Source organism: Flavobacterium sp. GNP008 (assembly GCF_056428965.1).
Genome location: NZ_JBWJVL010000001.1, coordinates 1,427,396 through 1,447,067 on the forward strand (window position 1 = coordinate 1,427,396; position 19,672 = coordinate 1,447,067).

19 protein-coding genes are annotated in these 19,672 nt (G+C 35.3%); 6 read left to right on the forward strand and 13 right to left on the reverse strand.

The features are described from left to right. Positions 1-111: 111 nt before the first annotated feature. Together AC0608_RS06345 and galE are read left to right on the forward strand one after the other, a co-directional pair. On the forward strand, positions 112-1,245 hold the full coding sequence (locus AC0608_RS06345) for a DegT/DnrJ/EryC1/StrS family aminotransferase (protein ID WP_478288477.1): 1,134 nt from the start codon (positions 112-114) through the stop codon (positions 1,243-1,245). Positions 1,246-1,315: 70 nt separating this feature from the next. After that, complete coding sequence (galE, locus tag AC0608_RS06350; protein ID WP_478288478.1) at positions 1,316-2,329, forward strand: UDP-glucose 4-epimerase GalE; 1,014 nt, start codon at positions 1,316-1,318, stop codon at positions 2,327-2,329. Positions 2,330-2,432: 103 nt separating this feature from the next. Here the strand turns inward: galE and fabD are convergent, their stop codons facing one another. After that, the gene (gene fabD, locus AC0608_RS06355) at positions 2,433-3,308 is read right to left on the reverse strand and encodes an ACP S-malonyltransferase (RefSeq protein WP_478288479.1); all 876 of its coding nucleotides are present in this window, start codon (positions 3,306-3,308) and stop codon (positions 2,433-2,435) included. A 180-nt stretch (positions 3,309-3,488) separates the two neighbouring features. On the opposite strand from fabD, the gene AC0608_RS06360 reads away from it, so the two are divergent. Continuing rightward, positions 3,489-5,120, forward strand: coding sequence for a hypothetical protein (locus AC0608_RS06360; RefSeq protein ID WP_417958597.1), 1,632 nt, complete (start codon positions 3,489-3,491; stop codon positions 5,118-5,120). A gap of 36 nt (positions 5,121-5,156) precedes the next feature. Here AC0608_RS06360 and AC0608_RS06365 read toward each other — a convergent pair whose 3' ends face one another. From AC0608_RS06365 to AC0608_RS06390, 6 genes are all read right to left on the reverse strand, one after another. Beyond that, positions 5,157-6,104 (reverse strand): bestrophin family protein, encoded by a 948-nt coding sequence (locus AC0608_RS06365; protein WP_478288480.1) that lies wholly within the window; start codon positions 6,102-6,104, stop codon positions 5,157-5,159. A gap of 45 nt (positions 6,105-6,149) precedes the next feature. After that, positions 6,150-6,878 (reverse strand): hypothetical protein, encoded by a 729-nt coding sequence (locus AC0608_RS06370; RefSeq protein WP_417958595.1) that lies wholly within the window; start codon positions 6,876-6,878, stop codon positions 6,150-6,152. Between the two features lie 77 nt (positions 6,879-6,955). Continuing rightward, complete coding sequence (locus AC0608_RS06375) at positions 6,956-8,344, reverse strand: HAMP domain-containing sensor histidine kinase (protein ID WP_417958594.1); 1,389 nt, start codon at positions 8,342-8,344, stop codon at positions 6,956-6,958. Positions 8,345-8,346: 2 nt separating this feature from the next. Continuing rightward, positions 8,347-9,021, reverse strand: a complete 675-nt coding sequence (locus AC0608_RS06380) for a response regulator transcription factor (protein ID WP_417958593.1) — start codon at positions 9,019-9,021, stop codon at positions 8,347-8,349. A gap of 189 nt (positions 9,022-9,210) precedes the next feature. Continuing rightward, entirely contained in the window at positions 9,211-9,537 is a 327-nt protein-coding gene (locus tag AC0608_RS06385; protein ID WP_478288481.1) for a DUF6370 family protein, read from the reverse strand. A gap of 39 nt (positions 9,538-9,576) precedes the next feature. Continuing rightward, entirely contained in the window at positions 9,577-9,834 is a 258-nt protein-coding gene (locus tag AC0608_RS06390) for a DUF983 domain-containing protein (protein WP_417958591.1), read from the reverse strand. A 195-nt stretch (positions 9,835-10,029) separates the two neighbouring features. Here AC0608_RS06390 and AC0608_RS06395 point away from each other — a divergent pair, with 195 nt between their 5' ends. Beyond that, a complete protein-coding gene (locus AC0608_RS06395) occupies positions 10,030-10,893 on the forward strand; it encodes an AraC family transcriptional regulator (RefSeq protein ID WP_478288482.1) in 864 nt (287 codons plus the stop codon). 126 nt (positions 10,894-11,019) lie between these two features. Here AC0608_RS06395 and purT read toward each other — a convergent pair whose 3' ends face one another. The 5 genes from purT to AC0608_RS06420 form a co-directional block, all read right to left on the reverse strand. Then, positions 11,020-12,180, reverse strand: coding sequence for a formate-dependent phosphoribosylglycinamide formyltransferase (gene purT / locus AC0608_RS06400; RefSeq protein ID WP_478288483.1), 1,161 nt, complete (start codon positions 12,178-12,180; stop codon positions 11,020-11,022). 60 nt (positions 12,181-12,240) lie between these two features. Further along, a complete protein-coding gene (locus AC0608_RS06405) occupies positions 12,241-12,597 on the reverse strand; it encodes a bleomycin resistance protein (protein ID WP_478288484.1) in 357 nt (118 codons plus the stop codon). Between the two features lie 171 nt (positions 12,598-12,768). Beyond that, on the reverse strand, positions 12,769-13,740 hold the full coding sequence (locus AC0608_RS06410) for a hypothetical protein (protein WP_417995999.1): 972 nt from the start codon (positions 13,738-13,740) through the stop codon (positions 12,769-12,771). A 279-nt stretch (positions 13,741-14,019) separates the two neighbouring features. After that, on the reverse strand, positions 14,020-15,207 hold the full coding sequence (locus AC0608_RS06415) for a pyridoxal phosphate-dependent aminotransferase (RefSeq protein WP_478288485.1): 1,188 nt from the start codon (positions 15,205-15,207) through the stop codon (positions 14,020-14,022). Positions 15,208-15,277: 70 nt separating this feature from the next. Beyond that, on the reverse strand, positions 15,278-16,372 hold the full coding sequence (locus AC0608_RS06420; protein WP_478288486.1) for a fatty acid desaturase family protein: 1,095 nt from the start codon (positions 16,370-16,372) through the stop codon (positions 15,278-15,280). 105 nt (positions 16,373-16,477) lie between these two features. Here AC0608_RS06420 and rsmG point away from each other — a divergent pair, with 105 nt between their 5' ends. Continuing rightward, a complete protein-coding gene (gene rsmG, locus AC0608_RS06425; protein ID WP_478288487.1) occupies positions 16,478-17,107 on the forward strand; it encodes a 16S rRNA (guanine(527)-N(7))-methyltransferase RsmG in 630 nt (209 codons plus the stop codon). 68 nt (positions 17,108-17,175) lie between these two features. Beyond that, a complete protein-coding gene (locus tag AC0608_RS06430; RefSeq protein ID WP_478288488.1) occupies positions 17,176-17,850 on the forward strand; it encodes a DUF2490 domain-containing protein in 675 nt (224 codons plus the stop codon). Between the two features lie 129 nt (positions 17,851-17,979). Here AC0608_RS06430 and pruA read toward each other — a convergent pair whose 3' ends face one another. Beyond that, entirely contained in the window at positions 17,980-19,608 is a 1,629-nt protein-coding gene (gene pruA, locus AC0608_RS06435; protein WP_478288489.1) for an L-glutamate gamma-semialdehyde dehydrogenase, read from the reverse strand. Positions 19,609-19,672: the final 64 nt, after the last annotated feature.

Genomic DNA, 19,672 nt, shown 5'->3' on the forward strand with positions numbered 1-19,672 from the left:
ATTAATTTGATTGGTTTAAACTCATTAAATAACTATTTTTGTTCTTCGTTTCAAGAAAGTATTTGCTGTTTTTAGAAGCTCTGACTTTTCGGACGTTAAACAAAAATTTCGATGAAAAAAATTCAAATGGTTGACTTAAAAAGTCAATATGATACAATAAAAGATACGGTTAATATAGCTATTCAGGAAGTTCTAGATACGAATACTTACATTAATGGACCTCAAGTTCATCAATTTCAAAAATCATTAGAAGCGTATTTAGATGTAAAACACGTAATTCCATGTGCTAATGGAACCGATGCGTTACAAATTGCGATGATGGGATTGGGTTTAAAGCCTGGAGATGAAGTAATCACTGCTGATTTTACTTTTGCAGCGACAGTTGAAGTGATTGCATTACTGCAATTGACACCGGTCTTAGTTGATGTGGATCTCTATAATATGAATATTTCTATTGAAGGAATTAAAAAAGCAATTACTTCAAAAACAAAAGCGATTGTACCGGTACATTTGTTTGGCCGTGCCGCTAATATGGAAGCGATTATGGCTATTGCTGCGGAATACAATCTATATGTGATTGAAGATAATGCTCAAGCTATAGGAGCCAATTGCAAGTTTTCGGACGGGACTAAAAAGAAAGCAGGAACTATAGGCCATGTAGGAGCGACGTCATTTTTTCCTTCAAAAAATCTGGGATGTTACGGAGATGGTGGGGCTATTTTTACTAATGATGATGCTCTGGCACACACACTTCGTGGTATTGTAAATCATGGAATGTACGAACGATACCATCATGATGTAGTAGGTGTCAATTCTCGTTTAGACAGTATTCAAGCAGCTGTTTTGAATGTTAAATTACCTTTATTGGATGAATACAGCAAAGCCAGACAAGATGCAGCAAGAAAATACACGGCGGCTTTTGAAGGACATGCCAATATAATTGCACCCAGTATTTGTGGTATTTGTGATTGTCACGTTTTTCATCAATACACGTTACGAATCCTTGATGCTGACCGTAATGGGTTAATGCAACATTTGCTGGACAAAGGAATTCCATGTGCTATTTATTATCCTATTCCGTTGCATTCGCAAAAGGCTTATGCGCATTCTCGTTACAAAGAAGAAGATTTTCCGGTAACGAATCAATTGGTAAAAGAAGTGCTTTCGTTACCAATGCACACGGAACTAGAGGACGATCAAATTCAATTCATCACGGATAGTGTTTTAGAGTTTTTAAATAAATAACCACTTTTGATAGCTGTCGGGGTAATTGCTTTCCGATTTACGGTGTAACCAATTAATAAATCAACATTATATGAAAATACTAGTAACAGGAGGTTTGGGCTTCATAGGATCTCATACCGTAGTAGAATTGCAAAACGAAGGGTTTGAAGTTATTGTTGTAGATAATTTATCAAATACTTCTTTGAGTGTCTTAGACGGAATCCAGAATATAACGGGTAAAGTTCCTACTTTCGAGAAACTAGACTTGCGTGAAAAAGAAAAAGTACAGGATTTTTTCAAAAGACACCAAGATATTTCAGGTGTGATTCATTTTGCAGCTTCAAAAGCGGTAGGGGAAAGTGTAGAAAATCCATTGTTGTATTATGAAAATAATATTAATGCATTAGTGTATGTGTTGCAGGAATTACAGCAAAAACCGGAAGCGAATTTTATTTTTAGTTCGTCTTGCACTGTTTATGGTCAAGCCGAAACCATGCCGATTACCGAAAATGCTTCTATCCAAGCTGCTGTGTCCCCTTATGGAAACACAAAGCAAATTGGAGAGGAAATCATCACTGATACTACTAAAGTAACCAATATCAATGCAATTTTATTGCGCTATTTTAATCCAATTGGTGCACATCCTTCTACTGAAATAGGAGAATTGCCCATTGGAGTTCCACAGAATTTAGTGCCATTTATTACTCAAACTGGTTTTGGATTGCGAAAAGAATTGTCAGTATACGGCGATGACTACCCAACTCCTGACGGAACAGCAGTGCGGGATTATATTCATGTAGTTGATTTGGCGAAAGCCCATGTGATTGCTTTACAACGATTGTTAAATAAAAAAAATACAGCTAAAGTAGAAACCTTCAATTTGGGAACTGGAACCGGAACTTCTGTTTTGGAAGTCATCCATACTTTCGAAAAAGTAAGCGGTAAAAAATTACCTTACAAAATTGTAGGACGTAGAGAAGGCGATATTACTTCGGCATACGCCAATACGGATAAAGCGAATACTATTTTGGGATGGAAAGCACAATCTACGCTTGAAGAAGCGATGGCAAGTGCCTGGAAATGGGAACAGAAGATTCGTTCATAGAATAATACGTGTTCCGTTTTTAGTATTCAATATAAATAGGAATCCCAAATTATCGTGATGATAATTTGGGATTTTTATTTTCTAAATACTTAGGGACTCTTAATTACGCGTTTGCGGTTAATGCTTCTTTATCAATTTTGCCAATCAATCCTGCTAATACTTTTCCAGGACCTACTTCGGTAAATAAAGTTGCTCCGTCTAGTATCATTTGTTGTACGGATTGTGTCCATTTTACAGGAGCCGTCAATTGGATGATTAAGTTTTTTTTAATTTCATTAGGATCTGAAACCGCATTTGCCGTTACGTTCTGATACACCGGACAAATAGGAGTTGAGAAAGTCGTTGCCTCAATTGCTGCAGCCAGTTCTTCTCTTGCGGGTTCCATCATAGGTGAGTGAAAAGCACCACCAACAGGCAACAATAATGCACGTTTTGCTCCTGCCGTTTTCATCGCTTCACAGGCTTTTTCCACAGCAGATGTTTCACCCGAAATTACTAATTGTCCTGGACAGTTATAATTAGCAGCCACTACGATTCCGTCAATCGAAGCGCAAACTTCTTCAACGATATTGTCAGCTAATCCTAAAACAGCAGCCATAGTGGATGGTTTAATTTCACAGGCTTTTTGCATTGCCAAAGCTCTTTGAGAAACCAATCTGAGTCCGTCTTCAAAAGACAAAGCACCATTTGCAACTAAGGCTGAAAATTCACCTAATGAATGTCCCGCCACCATTTCTGGCTTGAAATCTACACCCAAGGTTTTTGCCAGAATTACCGAATGTAAAAATACTGCGGGTTGGGTTACTTTAGTTTCCTTCAGTTCTTCAGCTGTTCCTTCAAACATGATGTCTGTGATGCGGAAACCTAAAATTATATTGGCTTTTTCAAATAATTCTTTTGCAAGAGGGGAGTTTTCATATAAGTCTTTGCCCATTCCGGTAAATTGTGCACCCTGACCTGGAAATACGTATGCTTTCATGTGTGTAATTTAAAGATTGAAGATTAAAGATTGAAAAATTAGTTTCAACCGATTGGCAAAAATACTATTTTTTGCTGTATTGTAATTAAGGTTCCTGTTTTCTTTAAAATTCAGATCTTATTTACTGTAACATTTAGCAATAGTAAAGACTAACATAGAAATATACAATGACAAAACATCATGAAAAAAATCATATCAATTATTTTTTTACTTCTTTTTGGTTTTTTACTTTTTTACATCAATTTACCGGTAATTAATTATGGATTTACTGGTTTTGCTTTTATTTTGCTACTGTTATTAGTAATAGGGATATTATTTTCTGTTGGTTTGACCATTTCTCAGCAAACTAAGCAAGTCAAATTTATTTCCAGACCTCCTAAAATAGTGTATGTAGTGGCAGCAATACTTTTACTATATTGTATTGCGCTACCTTTTGTAACCAGCTTAAAAATGTTTAGAAGTGAGTCGTATCAAAAACTAATAGGTGAGGTTAAGAATGGAAAAAAAATAACGAATCACATTGCTCCAATCTCTATTGATAAAATCCGTGTGGTTGATGAGGCTTTAGCGCATTTGCTAGGCGAAAAAATATTAGGCTCTCAACCGGCATTGGGCAGTCAAGTAGAATTAGGGGATTTTTGTATCCAAAAGGTAAATGACGACTTGTACTGGGTAGCACCGTTGTTGCATTCTGGTTTTTTAAAATGGTTTAATAACCAGGAAGGAACTGCGGGTTATGTTATGGTTTCTGCCACGAATGAGCGCGATGTGAAACTAGTTCAGCAAGTGGAAGGAAAGGCGGTTAAAATTAAATACCAACAAGGCGCTTATTTTCAAAGCGATATTCACAGACATGCTTATTTAAACGGAAATGCTACTGTGGGTTTAGCTGATTTTAGTTTTGAAATTGATGATGTTGGGCGTCCTTTTTGGATCATTACACAATATTCAAAAAAAATTGGATTTTCCGGTAAAGAGGCTACGGGAGTTCTAATAGTAGATGCTCAGTCTGGATCTATAAAAGAATATTCAATTGCTGCGACCCCTAAATGGGTTGATCGAATCCAGCCTATAGATTTCATCGAAAATCAATTGAATGATTGGGGCGAATATGTTCATGGCTATTGGAATTTTTCCAATGCCGATAAACTTAAAATTACAGAAGGTTTGACATTGGTGTATGGAAAAGATAACAAATCGTACTGGTATACCGGATTGACCTCTGTGGGAAAAGAAGAATCTGCGGTAGGTTTTGTATTAGTGGATACCAGAACTAAAGAAACCACCTTTTATAAACAAGGTGGAGCAACGGAATTTGCTGCCCAAAGTTCGGCAGAAGGAAAAGTACAGGAGAAAGGATATAAAGCGTCAATGCCTATACCTTATAATATTAATAACATTCCTACGTATGTGATGACACTTAAAGATGACGGCGGATTGGTTAAAATGTTCGCAATGGTAGCCATTTCAGATTATACTATAGTAGGAGTAGGTAATACGATGCGAGAAACACTGACCTCTTTTAAAAGTGTCTATAACATGGCGGGGAATAAAATAAACCCAAATAGTGTTTCCAATAAAAAAGTACTAAACGCTGTAATAATCCGAATTCAGAATGATGTGAAAAATGGAAATAGTTTTTATTATTTTAAAGTAAAAGAGTATCCCAATCTATTTGTAGGTTCCTCGCAAATATCCAGCCAACTTCCTATATCCATGGTAGGGGATAGTGTACAGATTTCTTTTGATATTGATCTGGAAGAGATAATTGATGTGTCCACTTTTGAAAATATAAGCTTAAAAAAGCTCTAATATTAAAAACCCTCCAGTTTTTCTGGAGGGTTTGTGTTATAATATATAGTAAGCATCTTCTTCTGTTTTTACAACTTCAGGGGCTTTAATTTGTTGGTCTGTATTTATAAATTCATTTCGATATTCATTGATCATCTGCATTAGGTTCTTTTCAATTGAATTTGAAATTGTTGTCACAGGCGTATCTGTGGGTCTATTTTCAAATGGATCTTGTAAATGAATAGCCATTTTCTCTATAAGAAAAAATGCGGTACCTATTGTAGTTACTAAGGGAATTGCAAACCAGCCAAGCAAACTTGTTAAGCCAAATGGAAGTAGAAAAATGAACAAACACAATGTAAACCGAATGTACATACTATATGTAGTTGGGAAAATTGTATTTTTTATTCGCTCACATTTACCCATGGCATCGCATAAACGAGTTAATGTATTGTCAATTTCTACTTGTTGATAAGTCTTTAGTTTTCCTGCATTTCGAGCATCTCTAAGATCTTTGGCATGAAGAATTAATAACGCATTAGGGATGTGATGGTGGTTTTTTATAAAAAGTAATTCATCTTCTGATAAAAAAGATTTGATAGGCTTTAGCGAATCTTTATTTCGTAAAAGCTGTCCTAAGCTGTAACACCAGGCAATCTGTCTTTTTGCAAATTTTTCTTTAAAATTATTGGCTTCAACAGAAAAATCAGGATCTTTATAGAAAGTTATTATTTGTCGGACTAATGTTCTGGATTCGTTTACTATTGATCCCCAAATAATTCTAGCTTCCCACCATCGATCATACGCTTGGTTCGATTTAAAGGCCAACAACAACGAAATGATAGTACCTATGATAGTAGGTACTGCAAAAGGAATATCAATAGAGATATTGATGTAGTAGTGATGGAAAACCTCGAATAATACCGAATAAGAAATTACGAGGGCAAGTTCGACTTTAATTTTTCCAAGAACATACTTCATTGGAATTTTCTTTTTTAAAAGCATTTTTTTGTAGTTTTATGATAAATTTAATTCTTAGGAATAATATTCTTACACCATCTCTTCGCAGAGCGATAAAATAGGAAGACCCAACAAGTCATTAATATCTTCTTTCTTACTCCTTCTAAATTTTAATTTTTGGGGTTTACGTGTTTTTACCAATAAATTGATCCCATTTTTGTGAATGATATCAGTTAAATATGGAGCAAATTCTTCGAAATTTTTATCTTCTAGATTAGGTGTCTGAGTCACTATTTGAAATGAAAAATTTTCGTTTATAAACAGTTGGATGTCCTCCATGTGAATACTGGAGCTTGTGTTTTCAATATAGAGGGCTTTATTAAAGTCGTTCGGATGTTCTGTAGCCGAAAGATGTAAAATAGGGCATCTTTGATTGTCTAATAATTGAACCAAATGCTGATTTATTCTTTTTTGTTCTTGTTTATAAGAATGCGTTATAATAATCAGTTTTAAGGAGAAATGATCTATAATTCGTTTGAATATTGGAGAAGAAATCCCGTATTGGTTGTGAATTTTAAGGGTGCAATTTTTAGATTTATCAACAATCTGCCTGCAAACATCCAGAATAGTTTCCTGTTGTGTAGTGATGCCTGTTTTCATTTCTCTTAAAAAATAAGACGGAGAAGAATAAGCATCTGGAATTTCAGAAACAATCATTAAAATTATTTCACATTCACTTTCATTTGCTTGATTAATAGCTGTTTTCACAGCAAGTAGAGTATCTTGTTTTAACGTGGTTGGTATCAGGAAATTTTTCATCTGTATAAATGTTTCTTTTATACATACAAAGTAACTGTACCAAAATTAAAGCGGTATTAAAGTAACATTAGAATTTTCTAAGAAACGAGATTAGAATTTTTAATGTTGAGTTTGTTTAAAATAATGGTGACAATAGTTCCCTTGTTTTGCTCAGACTGAACCTGTAAATCTCCATCATGCATCCTTATAATTTTCATTGCCAGTGGCAAGCCTAATCCATAACCGGTGTATTGGGCCGCTTTTTTTCCTCTAAAGAAAGGTTCGTATAAATGCGGTATGTCCTCAGCAGGAATACCAATACCAATATCGTTTATTGTGATTTTTATAGAATTTTCAGTAGCTGTTACTGTAACAAAGACTTCATCATTATTAGAATATTTCACACCATTTGTAATGATGTTATTGATTGCTAATTCAAGTAAGGAGCGGTTGCATGGAATCAAAAACAGCTCTGAATTTTTAGGGGCTACATCAAGTCTGATGGTCACTCTGTTTTCAGGATAAATGGTATCAATGTCTGATTTTACATCCATGACCAACTCATCAATGCGGATAATCTCGAGTACTTGCTTTTTGCCATCATAGCCCGTTTGAGTAAGCTTTAATAAACTCTCGGTTAAGTTGCCCAGCTTTGAAGCCTGATTAAAAATGTTTTCTAAAGACTTGATGTATTCTGGTACTTCTCTTTCTTTAAAAAGCATAATTTCTGATTCTGCCATGATTGCTGTAATTGGAGTTTTTAGCTCATGTGAGGCATTATTGATGAAATTAGTTTGTATTTCGAACGAAGTTTCAAGTCTGTCTAACATATTGTTGAATGTTTCTGAAAGATCTGAAATTTCATCCGAACTATTGTTTTTTGGGAGTCGGTTGTGTAGGTTTGACGCACTAATTCGGTTTACTTCTTTAGTAATTCGCGCAACTGGGTTAATAACCCTTTTAGCTAGAAAACGCCCTAAAAAATATGCTAAAAGTAGAAATCCAATGCTCCCAAAGAGCATTATTTTGACAATATAAATGGTAGTCGTCTTTCCTTTGCGATCAACTGCAGAAATTATTACAATGTATTTTTGATTGTTCGCTTTAAATAATTGTCCTAGATAATATTTGTCGTCAATTTCATACCAGTCTTTGCCTTTATTTAAAACATTTGTGTAAAATTGGTTCGGGAGATCAATATTAGTATTGTATTCAAAAGAGTTCTTACTATTTACTTTAAGCACAAAGTCTTCTTCGTCAATAAGTTCCTCAAGTCCGTTTTTCTTGAGTTCCTTATAGTATTTGGTTTTTTCAGGATCATTTTGAAAATTAATTGAAGCAATAATTTTTGCTCTGTCTTCTAATCTTTTTAAAAAATAATATTTATTGTTACTTCTAAATAAGAAAAAAACTACCACACATAAAAGCAAAGTGCTAAAGGTAGAAAGCGCAACATATGTGAAAGTAATTTTTTTTCTAATATTCATTTTTAGGATTTAATGACATAACCCAAACCTTTCATGGTTTGAATGAGTTTACTATTAAATGGTTTGTCTATTTTTTTTCGTAAATAAGTAATATAGACATCTACTACATTCGTATTCATGTCAAAATTAATATCCCAAACGTTATCCAGAATTTGGCTGCGAGAAACAATTTTGTCTTTATTCTTAGCGAGATAATACAATAATTTAAATTCTTTGGCTGTCAAGACAATCGTTTTTCCACCTCTTTTTACGATTTTTGTCCTGCCGTTGATCTCTAAATCGGCTATTAGTATCGTGTCTATTTTTTCCAGATCCTGATTCGCTCTTCGTGCCAAGGCATGTACTCTAGCGTCTAATTCTCCAAATTTAAAAGGTTTCACTAGATAGTCATCTGCTCCTGCATTTAGACCCGTCACAATATTTTCAGAGGTGCCTAGAGCCGTTAATAACAGTATTGGAACAAAATTTTTACTGGCGCGCAATCTTCTGCATATTTCAATGCCATTTATTTCAGGTAGCATAATATCTAAAATGACCACATCAAACGTATAATTATGAATCATCTCTAAAGCCGTTTTCCCGTCAAGAGCTACACTTACCTCATTGTTCTTTTCGACAAAACCTTTTCGTAAAATGGATAAGAGACTGGGTTCGTCCTCTACTATGAGTAATTTCATATTTAAAAGTTGAATTGATGACAAAAATAAGGATTGAAATCTTAAAATTGTTTTAAAATGGTATTATAAAAAGTTGACTCACATTTTAAATTTCTTAAAGAATAAATTTAAAATGTATTTGAGATAAGTACCATAAAATTTGAAAGAGCAGTAAAAGCGCAGTCTTGATTAAAATTGAGCTTTTTTGGATTATTTTTCTTTCTTTTCTGGGAGTAGTTTAAAGGAAGTTACTTTGAATCGCTGGTCTACAACTTTACCAACCACTTCGGCTTTTCGTATTGTAGTACAAAAACCGTCATTGGCGTGTGCATCTCCGTGTGAATCGATAGCGCTACCATCAACAAAGTAAGATTTTCCGTCAATGCGAACGGCCAATTCACAACCGTGTCCTTCCATTTTAAACTGGCATTGTCCACATGAAGCTTCAAGGATTTGAGATTTTGGTTCTTCTTTTTTATCCTGAGCACTTGCAAGTGTTGCCGAGAACAAAATAGCTAAGTATAATATCTTTTTCATAAAGGATCAATTTTTTACTTCAGCTAAGATACTGGTTTTTTACATCGAATAATTTTTAAACATGTAAATCCACAATAATCTGGAAAGGCGAATATTAATAGAGGCCATGGCAATAATGACCACCGCAATAATTGGAATGATTCTTAAATCAAAATTCTCTTCAAAGAAGAATTGGGCAATAACATAGGTAGCAATTCCCTGGGCTACTGTTAAACCATAATTTACATACATCGCCCCAAAAAAGTAACCAGGTTCTTTCTCAAATTTATAATTACAATGAGCACAATATTCGTTCATTTTGGGAAATCCAAAATTGAGAAATATACTTTTTTCATTGAAGACTTTGCCTTTAAGACAATGCGGGCAATCATTATTGAGGATATGTATAATAGAATTTGACATCATAATTATTTTTATCAAAGGTATTTATTATCCATGTCATAGATGTTTTCTATATTCGCGTATTATAGCACAATAAAGACATCTAGCGATATGATAAAATATCCTATTTATGACATTCAGCGGTTTAACTGCAGTGCAGTCAATAGTGATTTGTACATTAATACATTTGAAAACCATTTAATCAACCATAGTTTTGTTGAGGAACCGCATCGGCACAATTCCTATGTTTTGGTTTTTTTTACGAAAGGCTCCGGGATACATGAAATCGATTTTGATGTGTTTAGTATTAAGCCGGGAAGTATGTTTTTCTTGCAGCCGGGACAAATGCACCATTGGGATTTATCCGACGATGTGGAAGGTTTTGTGATTTTATATTCGGGGGAAATGTATAATCTTTATTTTGGACAAAAAACAATCAGCGATTATCCATTTTATTCTTCGGTGGATAATAAGCCGGAAATGGTTTTTGATGCATCTGAATCGGAAGCTATTCTCCCCTATTTTAAGAGTCTAATTTCGGAAACTTTGACAAACAAAATGTTGAAGAGTGATAAAATAATGAATATGCTAGACAGTATTCACATTGAAATTGCCCGAAAATACAGTGCTAGATACCTTCACAAAGCGCATTCGTATAATGTGAAAATTAAAACATTTGAAGCGCTTTTAGAACAAAATTTTAAAACAGAAAAACGAGCTTCTTTCTATGCTTCAGCACTGGCTATTACTTTGAAGCACTTGAACCGGATATGCAATGAAATCCTGCAAAAAACGTCAACGGAAGTAATTACTGAGAGAATCATTCTCGAGGCAAAACGCATGTTGATGGATAGAAAGTTTTCTGTTAATGAAATTGCAACCGCATTAGGCTATGATGATTATTCGTATTTTACAAGACTTTTCAAAAAACATACTGGAATGACTCCGTCAGCTTTTCGTGTTTTAAAAAAGTAATGTAGGAGTCAATGTTACTATGGTTTGTCAAGTCGAGCGCAGTCGAGACGAACCGTTGAGCATCTACCGCTCAAGACCTGGCAGCACTAGTTGTTTCAATTTATATGTCAATGAAGGTAGGTCAAATTAAAGGTGAACTTTTACTAAAGTTGCTGCTTTCTTCGCTTTTTCTACCGCTTCTTCAATTGGAGTTTCTAAACTGTCATTGACTAAAGCGACTCCCATTCGTCTATACGGTCTTGAAGTTGGTTTGCCAAAGATCCTGAAATCAGTTTTAGGCAAAGCAGCAATTTTCTCGATGCCTGAATACGTTGGGTTTGTGGAGTTGCCCGTAGCTAAAATTACAGCACTCGCTCCCGCTTTTTCTAATGTGATTTCGGAAATAGGCAAACTCAAAATCGCTCGTAAATGCAATTCAAATTCATTAAAATTTTGTGTTCCGGCCAAAGTTACCATTCCCGTATCATGTGGTCTTGGGGAAAGTTCTGAGAAATAAACACCATCATCAGTCAAGAAAAATTCTACTCCAAAAAGTCCAGCACCACCCAAAGCTTCGGTTACTTTTTCGGCCATATCTTGCGCTTCGTACAAATCCTTGTCGGAAATTCTGGCGGGTTGCCAACTTTCCTGATAATCGCCACGTTCTTGTCTATGGCCTATTGGTGCGCAAAATAAAGTTGGATTGTTGTTTTGTGCCACCGTTAATAACGTGATTTCCGAATTGAATTTGACAAAGGCTTCTACAATCACTTCTACCACATCGCCACGGGAACCTTCCACGGCATACTTCCATGCTTTTTCGATGTCAGCTTCGGTTTTTATGGTGGATTGTCCTTTTCCTGACGAAGACATTAAGGGTTTTACTACGCAAGGTATTCCAACTGCTTCAACACCTTTTTGCAATTCCTCGGCAGTGGTTGCGTAGCGGTAATTAGCCGTTTTTAAACCTAATTCTTTGGATGCTAAATCCCGAATTGCTTTCCTGTTCATGGTGAAGTTTGCCGCTTTCGCAGAAGGAACTACGGTGATTCCTTGTTTCTCGTAATCATAAAAACGCTCCGTTCTAATGGCTTCTATTTCAGGAACGATGAAGTCTGGTTTGTGTTTGGCAACGATTTTGTCTAAGGCGTCACCGTCAAGCATATTGATGACTTCAAAATCATGGGCAACTTGCATTGCTGGAGCATTTTCGTAACTGTCAACAGCAATTACAATTTGCCCGATGCGTTGTGCAGCGATTGTAAATTCCTTTCCTAATTCGCCTGAGCCTAGCAATAGTATTTTCATTTTTGAAGTCTTAATTAGAATGTAAAAATACTAAATTGCTTTTTTATGACTGCAAATTCGCTACAAACTTTGTCCAAAAGTCAGCAGATTATGATCCGGATCCAATATCGAAAATTCTTTTTGTCCCCAAGGTTTGCTTTCCAAAGGACCATTGGGATGAATGGCAACGCCGTTATCTAGGAAATTTTTATAAACGGTTTCGATATCCTGAACCCGAATGTAAACTCCTGAGTAATTTTCAACAGAATCAAGGGTAGCAAATTCAAAAAAATGAATTTCAATCGTGTCTTTTTGCACCATCAAATACCCGTCAAAGTCGGCATTACCCCATTCCTGAAAACCTAATTGGTTGATATAGAAATCCCGTGTAATTGCTTTGTTGCGCATGGGTAATTTTGGGTTGATGGCGGTGAGCATTATTTTTGGGTTTAATGTGAATAAGGAATTGTTTTTGAAAATATTGTTGTTGTTTATTGGCGCGGAAAGAGTTGCTACCCATCTTATACGAGAAAGTTTGAGTAAATCATGCTTGTTAATATTGTTTTGAATATAATTAAGTAAGCCAGAATACTGTTGAAGCCATTTGTTTTATACTTCGTTTATTGGTATGTATTTTTCTATGCAATATTTTTCTACTTCTGTGTCGTTAGCAAAATAATGATCACAAAATTCGTCAAGCTCTTTTTCAACGCCAGTCATGTATTTTTCGTTTGCTGTCATTAATTTTTCTGTTTGTTCAATGAATTTTTCAAACTCTTTATTCATTTTGCAAAGTTTGTCAATAGTCTTAAAGTCTAAGTCCCGAAAAATTGAAGGGTAAAGAACTTTACTTTGATATGGATTTGCATTCAGCTGAATTATTCCAATTCCAAATGATTGATTTAATCTTGCCATTTCTTCGTTTAGACTGTCACTAAATTCAAATGCTACTAAATATCCATAGTTAGCCCAACTTGAATTTGAAACTGCTTGAAAAAAAGCTTTTTTTAGTTCACTGTCACTGTTGATTTCTCTTTTTAACTCGTATGAACTTAATTTAAAAGTGTCAATTCGATTTATGGATTTTAAAAAGTTTTGACTTGCTTTTGTCTGTAAATTTAAAAATTTGATTCCAACCATATCAGGATGTGTCCAAATTTGATTGTTGTCTTTTCCATTTGATTGTTCATGAAAAATTGTCTTAGAGTAAGTGTCTGTATTTTTTAAATAACTACTTAAAAGTTTATGTAAATCTCTTTCGTCATAAGTTTTTGACTTACTTATCTTGATAGGTTTTGCACTTTGATTTTCTGTATCACCACTTAAGATTTCAATTCCAATGTTTTGTTCGTTTTTTGTCAAATAGTATGAATATGTTCCTCCATTTTGCTTAATTCGTTTTACTCTGGTATCACCGTTACGAATAAAGTCGCCAAGGATTGCTGAAATTGTTGAGCTAGGAGTTTTTGCACCGCCAAAGTCATAATAATTTTCGTCAATAATATGATTTAAAACCGCTAAGTAATTGGTAATGTTATTGATATCTTCTAAGCTTTTTAATACGGCTTCTTTTAATGTCATTTTTTATTCTTTTTACTTTCTTTTCAAATATATTAATTTTTTCTTACAAATGTTAATTGTTTTTGTGTAGTTGATTAACGCATGGACAGCTCGCGAGCTGTTCATACTACATTAGGATAAATAAGATTCTGGCAGTGTCTGCGTGAGGGAGTGCAGCTAAAATCCCGACCCTTGTGGTCACGCTCAAATACAACAAAACCCCAAGAAAATCTTGAGGCTTTGTTGGTATACTGGAAGTTGGATTTTTGACTTTCCATCTTTCGACTTTATGATTTTGGATTATAGCGCCACTGCTTCTTTGATTCGGCGCAAGGCTTCAATTAGCAATTCTTCGCTGGTTGCGTAAGAAAAACGGATGCAATCTGGGTTTCCAAAAGCATCACCGGTTACGGTTGCTACATTGGCTTCGCCCAAAAGGTACATCGAGAAATCATTGGCATCCTTTATAAACGTTCCTCTTAATGTTTTTCCGAAGAAAGACGAAACGTCTGGAAATACATAAAAAGCACCTTCTGGAACGTTTATTTTCACGCCTGGAATGTCTTTTAATAATCCAACTACTAAATCTCTACGGCTATGGAAAGCGTCAACCATGTGTTTTAGAACACTTGGATCAGCATCTACCGCGGTAATGGTCGCACGTTGTGCAATACTGTTGGCGCCGCTTGTCACTTGACCTTGAATTTTTGTACACGCTTTAGCGATGAATTCAGGAGCTCCAATATATCCAATTCTCCAACCTGTCATAGCGAAAGCTTTAGCAACTCCATTTACGGTAATGGTTCTTTCTAACATTCCCGGGATAGATGCGATGCTGCAAAAAGTTCCTGAGAAATTGATGTGCTCATAGATTTCGTCAGCAACTACATAAACGTTTGGATATTTTTCCAAAACTTTTGCTAGAGCCGTTAATTCTTCTCTGTTGTACACCGATCCACTTGGGTTACAAGGAGAACTGAACCACATCATTTTTGTTTTCGGTGTAATTGCTGCTTCTAACTGTTCTGGTGTGATTTTGAAATCAGTATCTACAGAAGTGGGTACTTCTACAGGAACTCCACCCGATAATTTTACGATTTCGAAATACGAAACCCAGTAAGGAGCGGGTAAAATTACTTCGTCACCGTCGTTTAGCATTACTTGAGAAATGTTGTATAACGATTGTTTTGCTCCTGTTGAAACTACAATTTGGGAGGGTTTGTACTCTAAATCATTGTCTCTTTTAAATTTTCTACAGATCGCTTCTTTCAATTCCGCATATCCTTCTACAGGAGAATAGGTGCTGTAGTTTTCATCAATCGCTTTTTTAGCTGCTTCTTTGATGAAGTCTGGGGTATTGAAATCTGGTTCTCCTAAACTTAAACTGATAATGTCTTTTCCTTGTGATTTTAATTCTCTGGCTAAAGCAGCCATTGCTAATGTTTGAGACGTAGATAAATTGTTTATTCTATCTGATAATGGATTCATTTTTTATTGGTTGTAGTTAGTTTATTTATTAGTAGAGATGCACTGCAGTGCATCTCTAGGTATTATATGATTAGGTAAGTTCCGGTTTCATTCCCAATTCTTTCAAATGTTTGAAATGGGCAATAACAGCACTTCGCATTGTTTTGTATTCGTAATACGGTAAGTTGCATTCTTGGGCTGTTTCTTTTACGATGCTAGCAATTTTACCATAATGTACGTGGCTTATATTTGGAAAAATATGGTGTTCAATTTGGTGATTCAATCCACCAGTGTACCAATTAACGATTTTGTTTTTTGGTGCAAAATTAGTGGTGGTAAACAATTGATGAATCGCCCAAGTATTGTCCATTTCTCCTAATTCATTTGGAGATGGGTTGGTTGTTTCTTCTACAACATGAGCTAATTGGAACACTACACTTAGAATTAAACCTGCGGTGTAATGCATGATGAAAAAGCCAATAAGTACTTTCCACCACGTGATTCCAATCACAATCGGTAAAACAATCCAGATCGAAACATAGATTACTTTAGTGATAATTAAAGTGGTCCAAAGTGTTTTTGGACTTTTTGCTTCGCCGTATGATAATTTCCTTTTCAAGTAACTTTTCATCTGTTTGAAATCAGTTGTGATAGCCCAGTTGAACGTTAACAATCCGTATAAGAATACCGAATAATATTGTTGGAAACGGTGAAAATTATACCATGTTGCTTCTTTTGTGAAACGGATAACACGTCCAGCATCTAAGTCCTCATCATGGCCTGGAATATTGGTGTAGGTGTGGTGTAGCACATTGTGTTGCACTTGCCAGTTGTATACGTTTCCCGCCAGAACATAAATAGTGCCCCCCATGAATTTGTTGACCCAAGTTTTATTGGAATAAGAACCATGATTTCCATCGTGCATCACATTCATTCCTACTCCAGCCATTCCAATTCCCATGACGATAGTTAACAGAAGATGTGCCCAAAATGGCATGCCAAGTGTCAGAATTAAAAAATAAGGCGCAAGAAAAATAGAAAACAGAATTATAGTTTTTACATATAGTTTCCAATTGCCTGTCTTCTGGATGTTGTTTTCTTTGAAGTAGTTGTTAACCCGTGAGTTAAGTGTTCTAAAAAATTTTAGGCTATCTTGCTTAGCAAATGTTGGAGCATTATTATTCATATGTATTTAATAAAGTTCAAAGGTAATTATTATAAATTTTTGGATATACAAAATTGAGATAAATATTTTAACTCTAAAGTATTACTTTTGTTAAAAAATTATAAGATGGACGAGATTCTTAAGTATTTTCCTAATTTAACTGATATTCAGAAAGAGCAGTTTGAAAAGCTCGATTTTTTATACCACGATTGGAATGAAAAAATCAATATTATATCGAGAAAAGATATTGATGCTTTGTATACCAAACATATTTTACATTCGTTGGGAATAGCTAAAATCATAAAATTTGAGCCAGGAACGTATGTTCTGGATGTAGGCACTGGCGGAGGTTTTCCTGGAATTCCATTGGCGATTCTTTTTCCGGAAACGCGTTTTTATTTGATTGACATTATTGCCAAAAAAATCAAAGTGGTTCAAGCCGTTGCCGAAGGATTGGAATTGAAAAATGTAAAAGCGGAGCAATTGCGCGCCGAGAATGTAAAAGGAGATTTCGATTTTATCGTGAGTCGTGCCGTGACTAATATGCCCGATTTTGTTTCTTGGGTGAAAACCAAAATCAAAAAGAACAACAAACACGAATTGAAAAACGGAATTTTGTATTTAAAAGGAGGCGATTTAACCGAAGAGTTAAAAGATTTTCCTAAAGCGACGGAATATAATTTATCAGACTTTTTCGAAGATGAATTCTTTGAGACGAAGAAAGTAGTGCATGTGCCGTTGAAGTTTGTCCTGTAAGGTTGGTTTTCGGTGTCGAATTGGTGTCTGTAAACTAGAAGAATGCAGTACTTAAAAATAATAATTTAATGACAAATAAAGTAAGATCATTTTGTTTTTTGTTATTGCTATTGGTAACAGCCAATAGTAGTGCGCAAAAATCGGATCTAGGGAATTGGGTTGCTTATTTAGGCAACCAAAAAATTAACGATAGATGGAATTTTCATAATGAAGTGCAATATCGAAGCTTTAATTTTGGGGGAGATCTCGAGCAACTGCTTATCAGGACTGGGTTAGGGTATAATCTATCTGAAAATAATAATAATGTTTTACTGGGATACGCTTACATTCATTCTGAGCCGTATATAGCAGGAACAGAGGAGAAATCACGAACGGATGAACATAGGGTTTTTCAGCAATTCATTACAAAACAACAGTTTGGGCGCATGAATATTTTACATAGATATCGTTTTGAGGAACGATTTCTTCAAGGTGATTTTAAAATGCGTTTGCGTTATTTTATCTCATTGAATGTCCCGATAAATAAAAAAGGAATGGAGAAAAATGCTGTTTATGCTTCGTTATCAAATGAAATCTTTATCAATACAGAAAAGAATCACTACGATAGAGATCGTATTTATGGTGGTGTCGGATATTGTTTCAGTAAAAATATTAAAGTTGAAATGGGTGTGATATCACAACTTTTACCAACAAATAGAAGAACTCAATTTCAAGTCATGATTTTTAATAACTTGCCTTTTTAATCCTTTTATTCAAAAGCAATTGGAAATTATGTTTCAGTAGGTTTAGTGTGAAAAATAAAACCCACAAGAACTCATGACTTGATTTCTTGTGGGTTTTTTAATCTAAAAGAAGCGTTTCCTCGCCATTTCTTATTCTCCTAAAAACGGATATCGGTAATTCTCTGGAGTAACAAATGTTTCTTTGATTGTTCTTGGGGAAACCCAACGCAATAAGTTCAATACGGAACCTGCTTTATCATTTGTTCCTGAACCTCTGGCACCACCAAATGGTTGTTGCCCTACCACTGCTCCAGTTGGTTTGTCGTTGATGTAGAAATTACCTGCAGCATTTTCTAAAACTTTCATCGCATATTCAATGGCATAACGGTCTTGGCTCAAGACCGCTCCTGTCAATGCATATTCAGAAGTTGAATCTACTAATACAAGTGTTTCTTCCCATTTTGCATCCTCATAAACGTAAATAGTCAATACTGGTCCGAATAATTCGGTTTCCATTGTAGTGTATTTTGGATTTGTAGTTACGATAACGGTTGGCTCAATAAAATATCCAACAGATTTGTCATAATTTCCTCCTGCAATAATTTCGGCATCAGTATCTTTCTTAGCTTGGTCAATAAAACCAGCTAATTTGTCAAATGAACCTTCTGAAATTACCGAAGAAACAAAATTAGTGGTGTCTGCCGGCGATCCCATTTTCATGGAAGCTAAATCAGCTACTAATAACTTTTTTACTTCTGGCCATAATGATTGTGGGATATATGCTCTTGAAGCAGCGGAACATTTTTGTCCTTGGTACTCGAAAGCTCCTCTGGAAAGTGCTGTAGCAACTTGAGCAGGAATAGCGGAAGAATGCGCTACAACAAAATCTTTACCTCCTGTTTCTCCTACGATTCTTGGATATGTTTTGTAGTTACTGATGTTTTGTCCAATTTTTCCCCAAATGTCATTGAAGACACGAGTTGAACCAGTAAAGTGAATTCCAGCAAAATCACGACTTCCTAATAACGTTTCAGAAATCATGGCTGAGTCTCCATAAACTACATTGATTACACCATCCGGTAATCCGGCCAGTTTGAATACTTCTACAATTACATTTGCAGAATAAATTTGTGTCGCACTTGGTTTCCAAACAACAACATTCCCCATTAATGCTGGAGCAGCTGGTAAATTACCGGCGATTGCTGTAAAGTTAAACGGAGTGATGGCATATACAAATCCTTCTAATGGTCTGTGTTCTAATCTATTCCAAACGCCTTCTGATGAAGCGGGTTGTTCGGCATAAATTTGAGTCATAAACTGCACATTATAGCGCAAGAAATCAATAAACTCACAGGCTGCATCAATTTCAGCTTGGTGTACTGTTTTTGCCTGAGCAATCATAGTCGCCGCATTTATTTTGGCTCGATACGGTCCGGCAAGTAATTCAGCTGCTTTTAAAAATATGGATGCTCTGTGTTCCCAAGCTAAATTTGCCCATTTCTTTTTAGCTTCTAGAGCTGTTGAAATGGCTTTTTCTATATGTTCTTTATTGGCCTCGTGATACTGTCCCACAGTGTGTTTGTGGTCAAAAGGAGGGTTGATTGATTTTGTTTTTCCTGTTCGGATTTCTTCTCCTCCAATGTATAAAGGCACATCAACTGTTTCATTATACATTTTCTTGAAAGTGGCTAGAACTTCTTCTCTTTCCGGACTTCCTGGAGCGTAAGACTTAACGGTTTCGTTAAACGCTTTTGGGACGTTGTAAATTCCTTTTGGCATATTAAATAGATTTTAATTATAATCAAAAATTGATTGGTAAAGGTACTAATATTTCATCAATCAG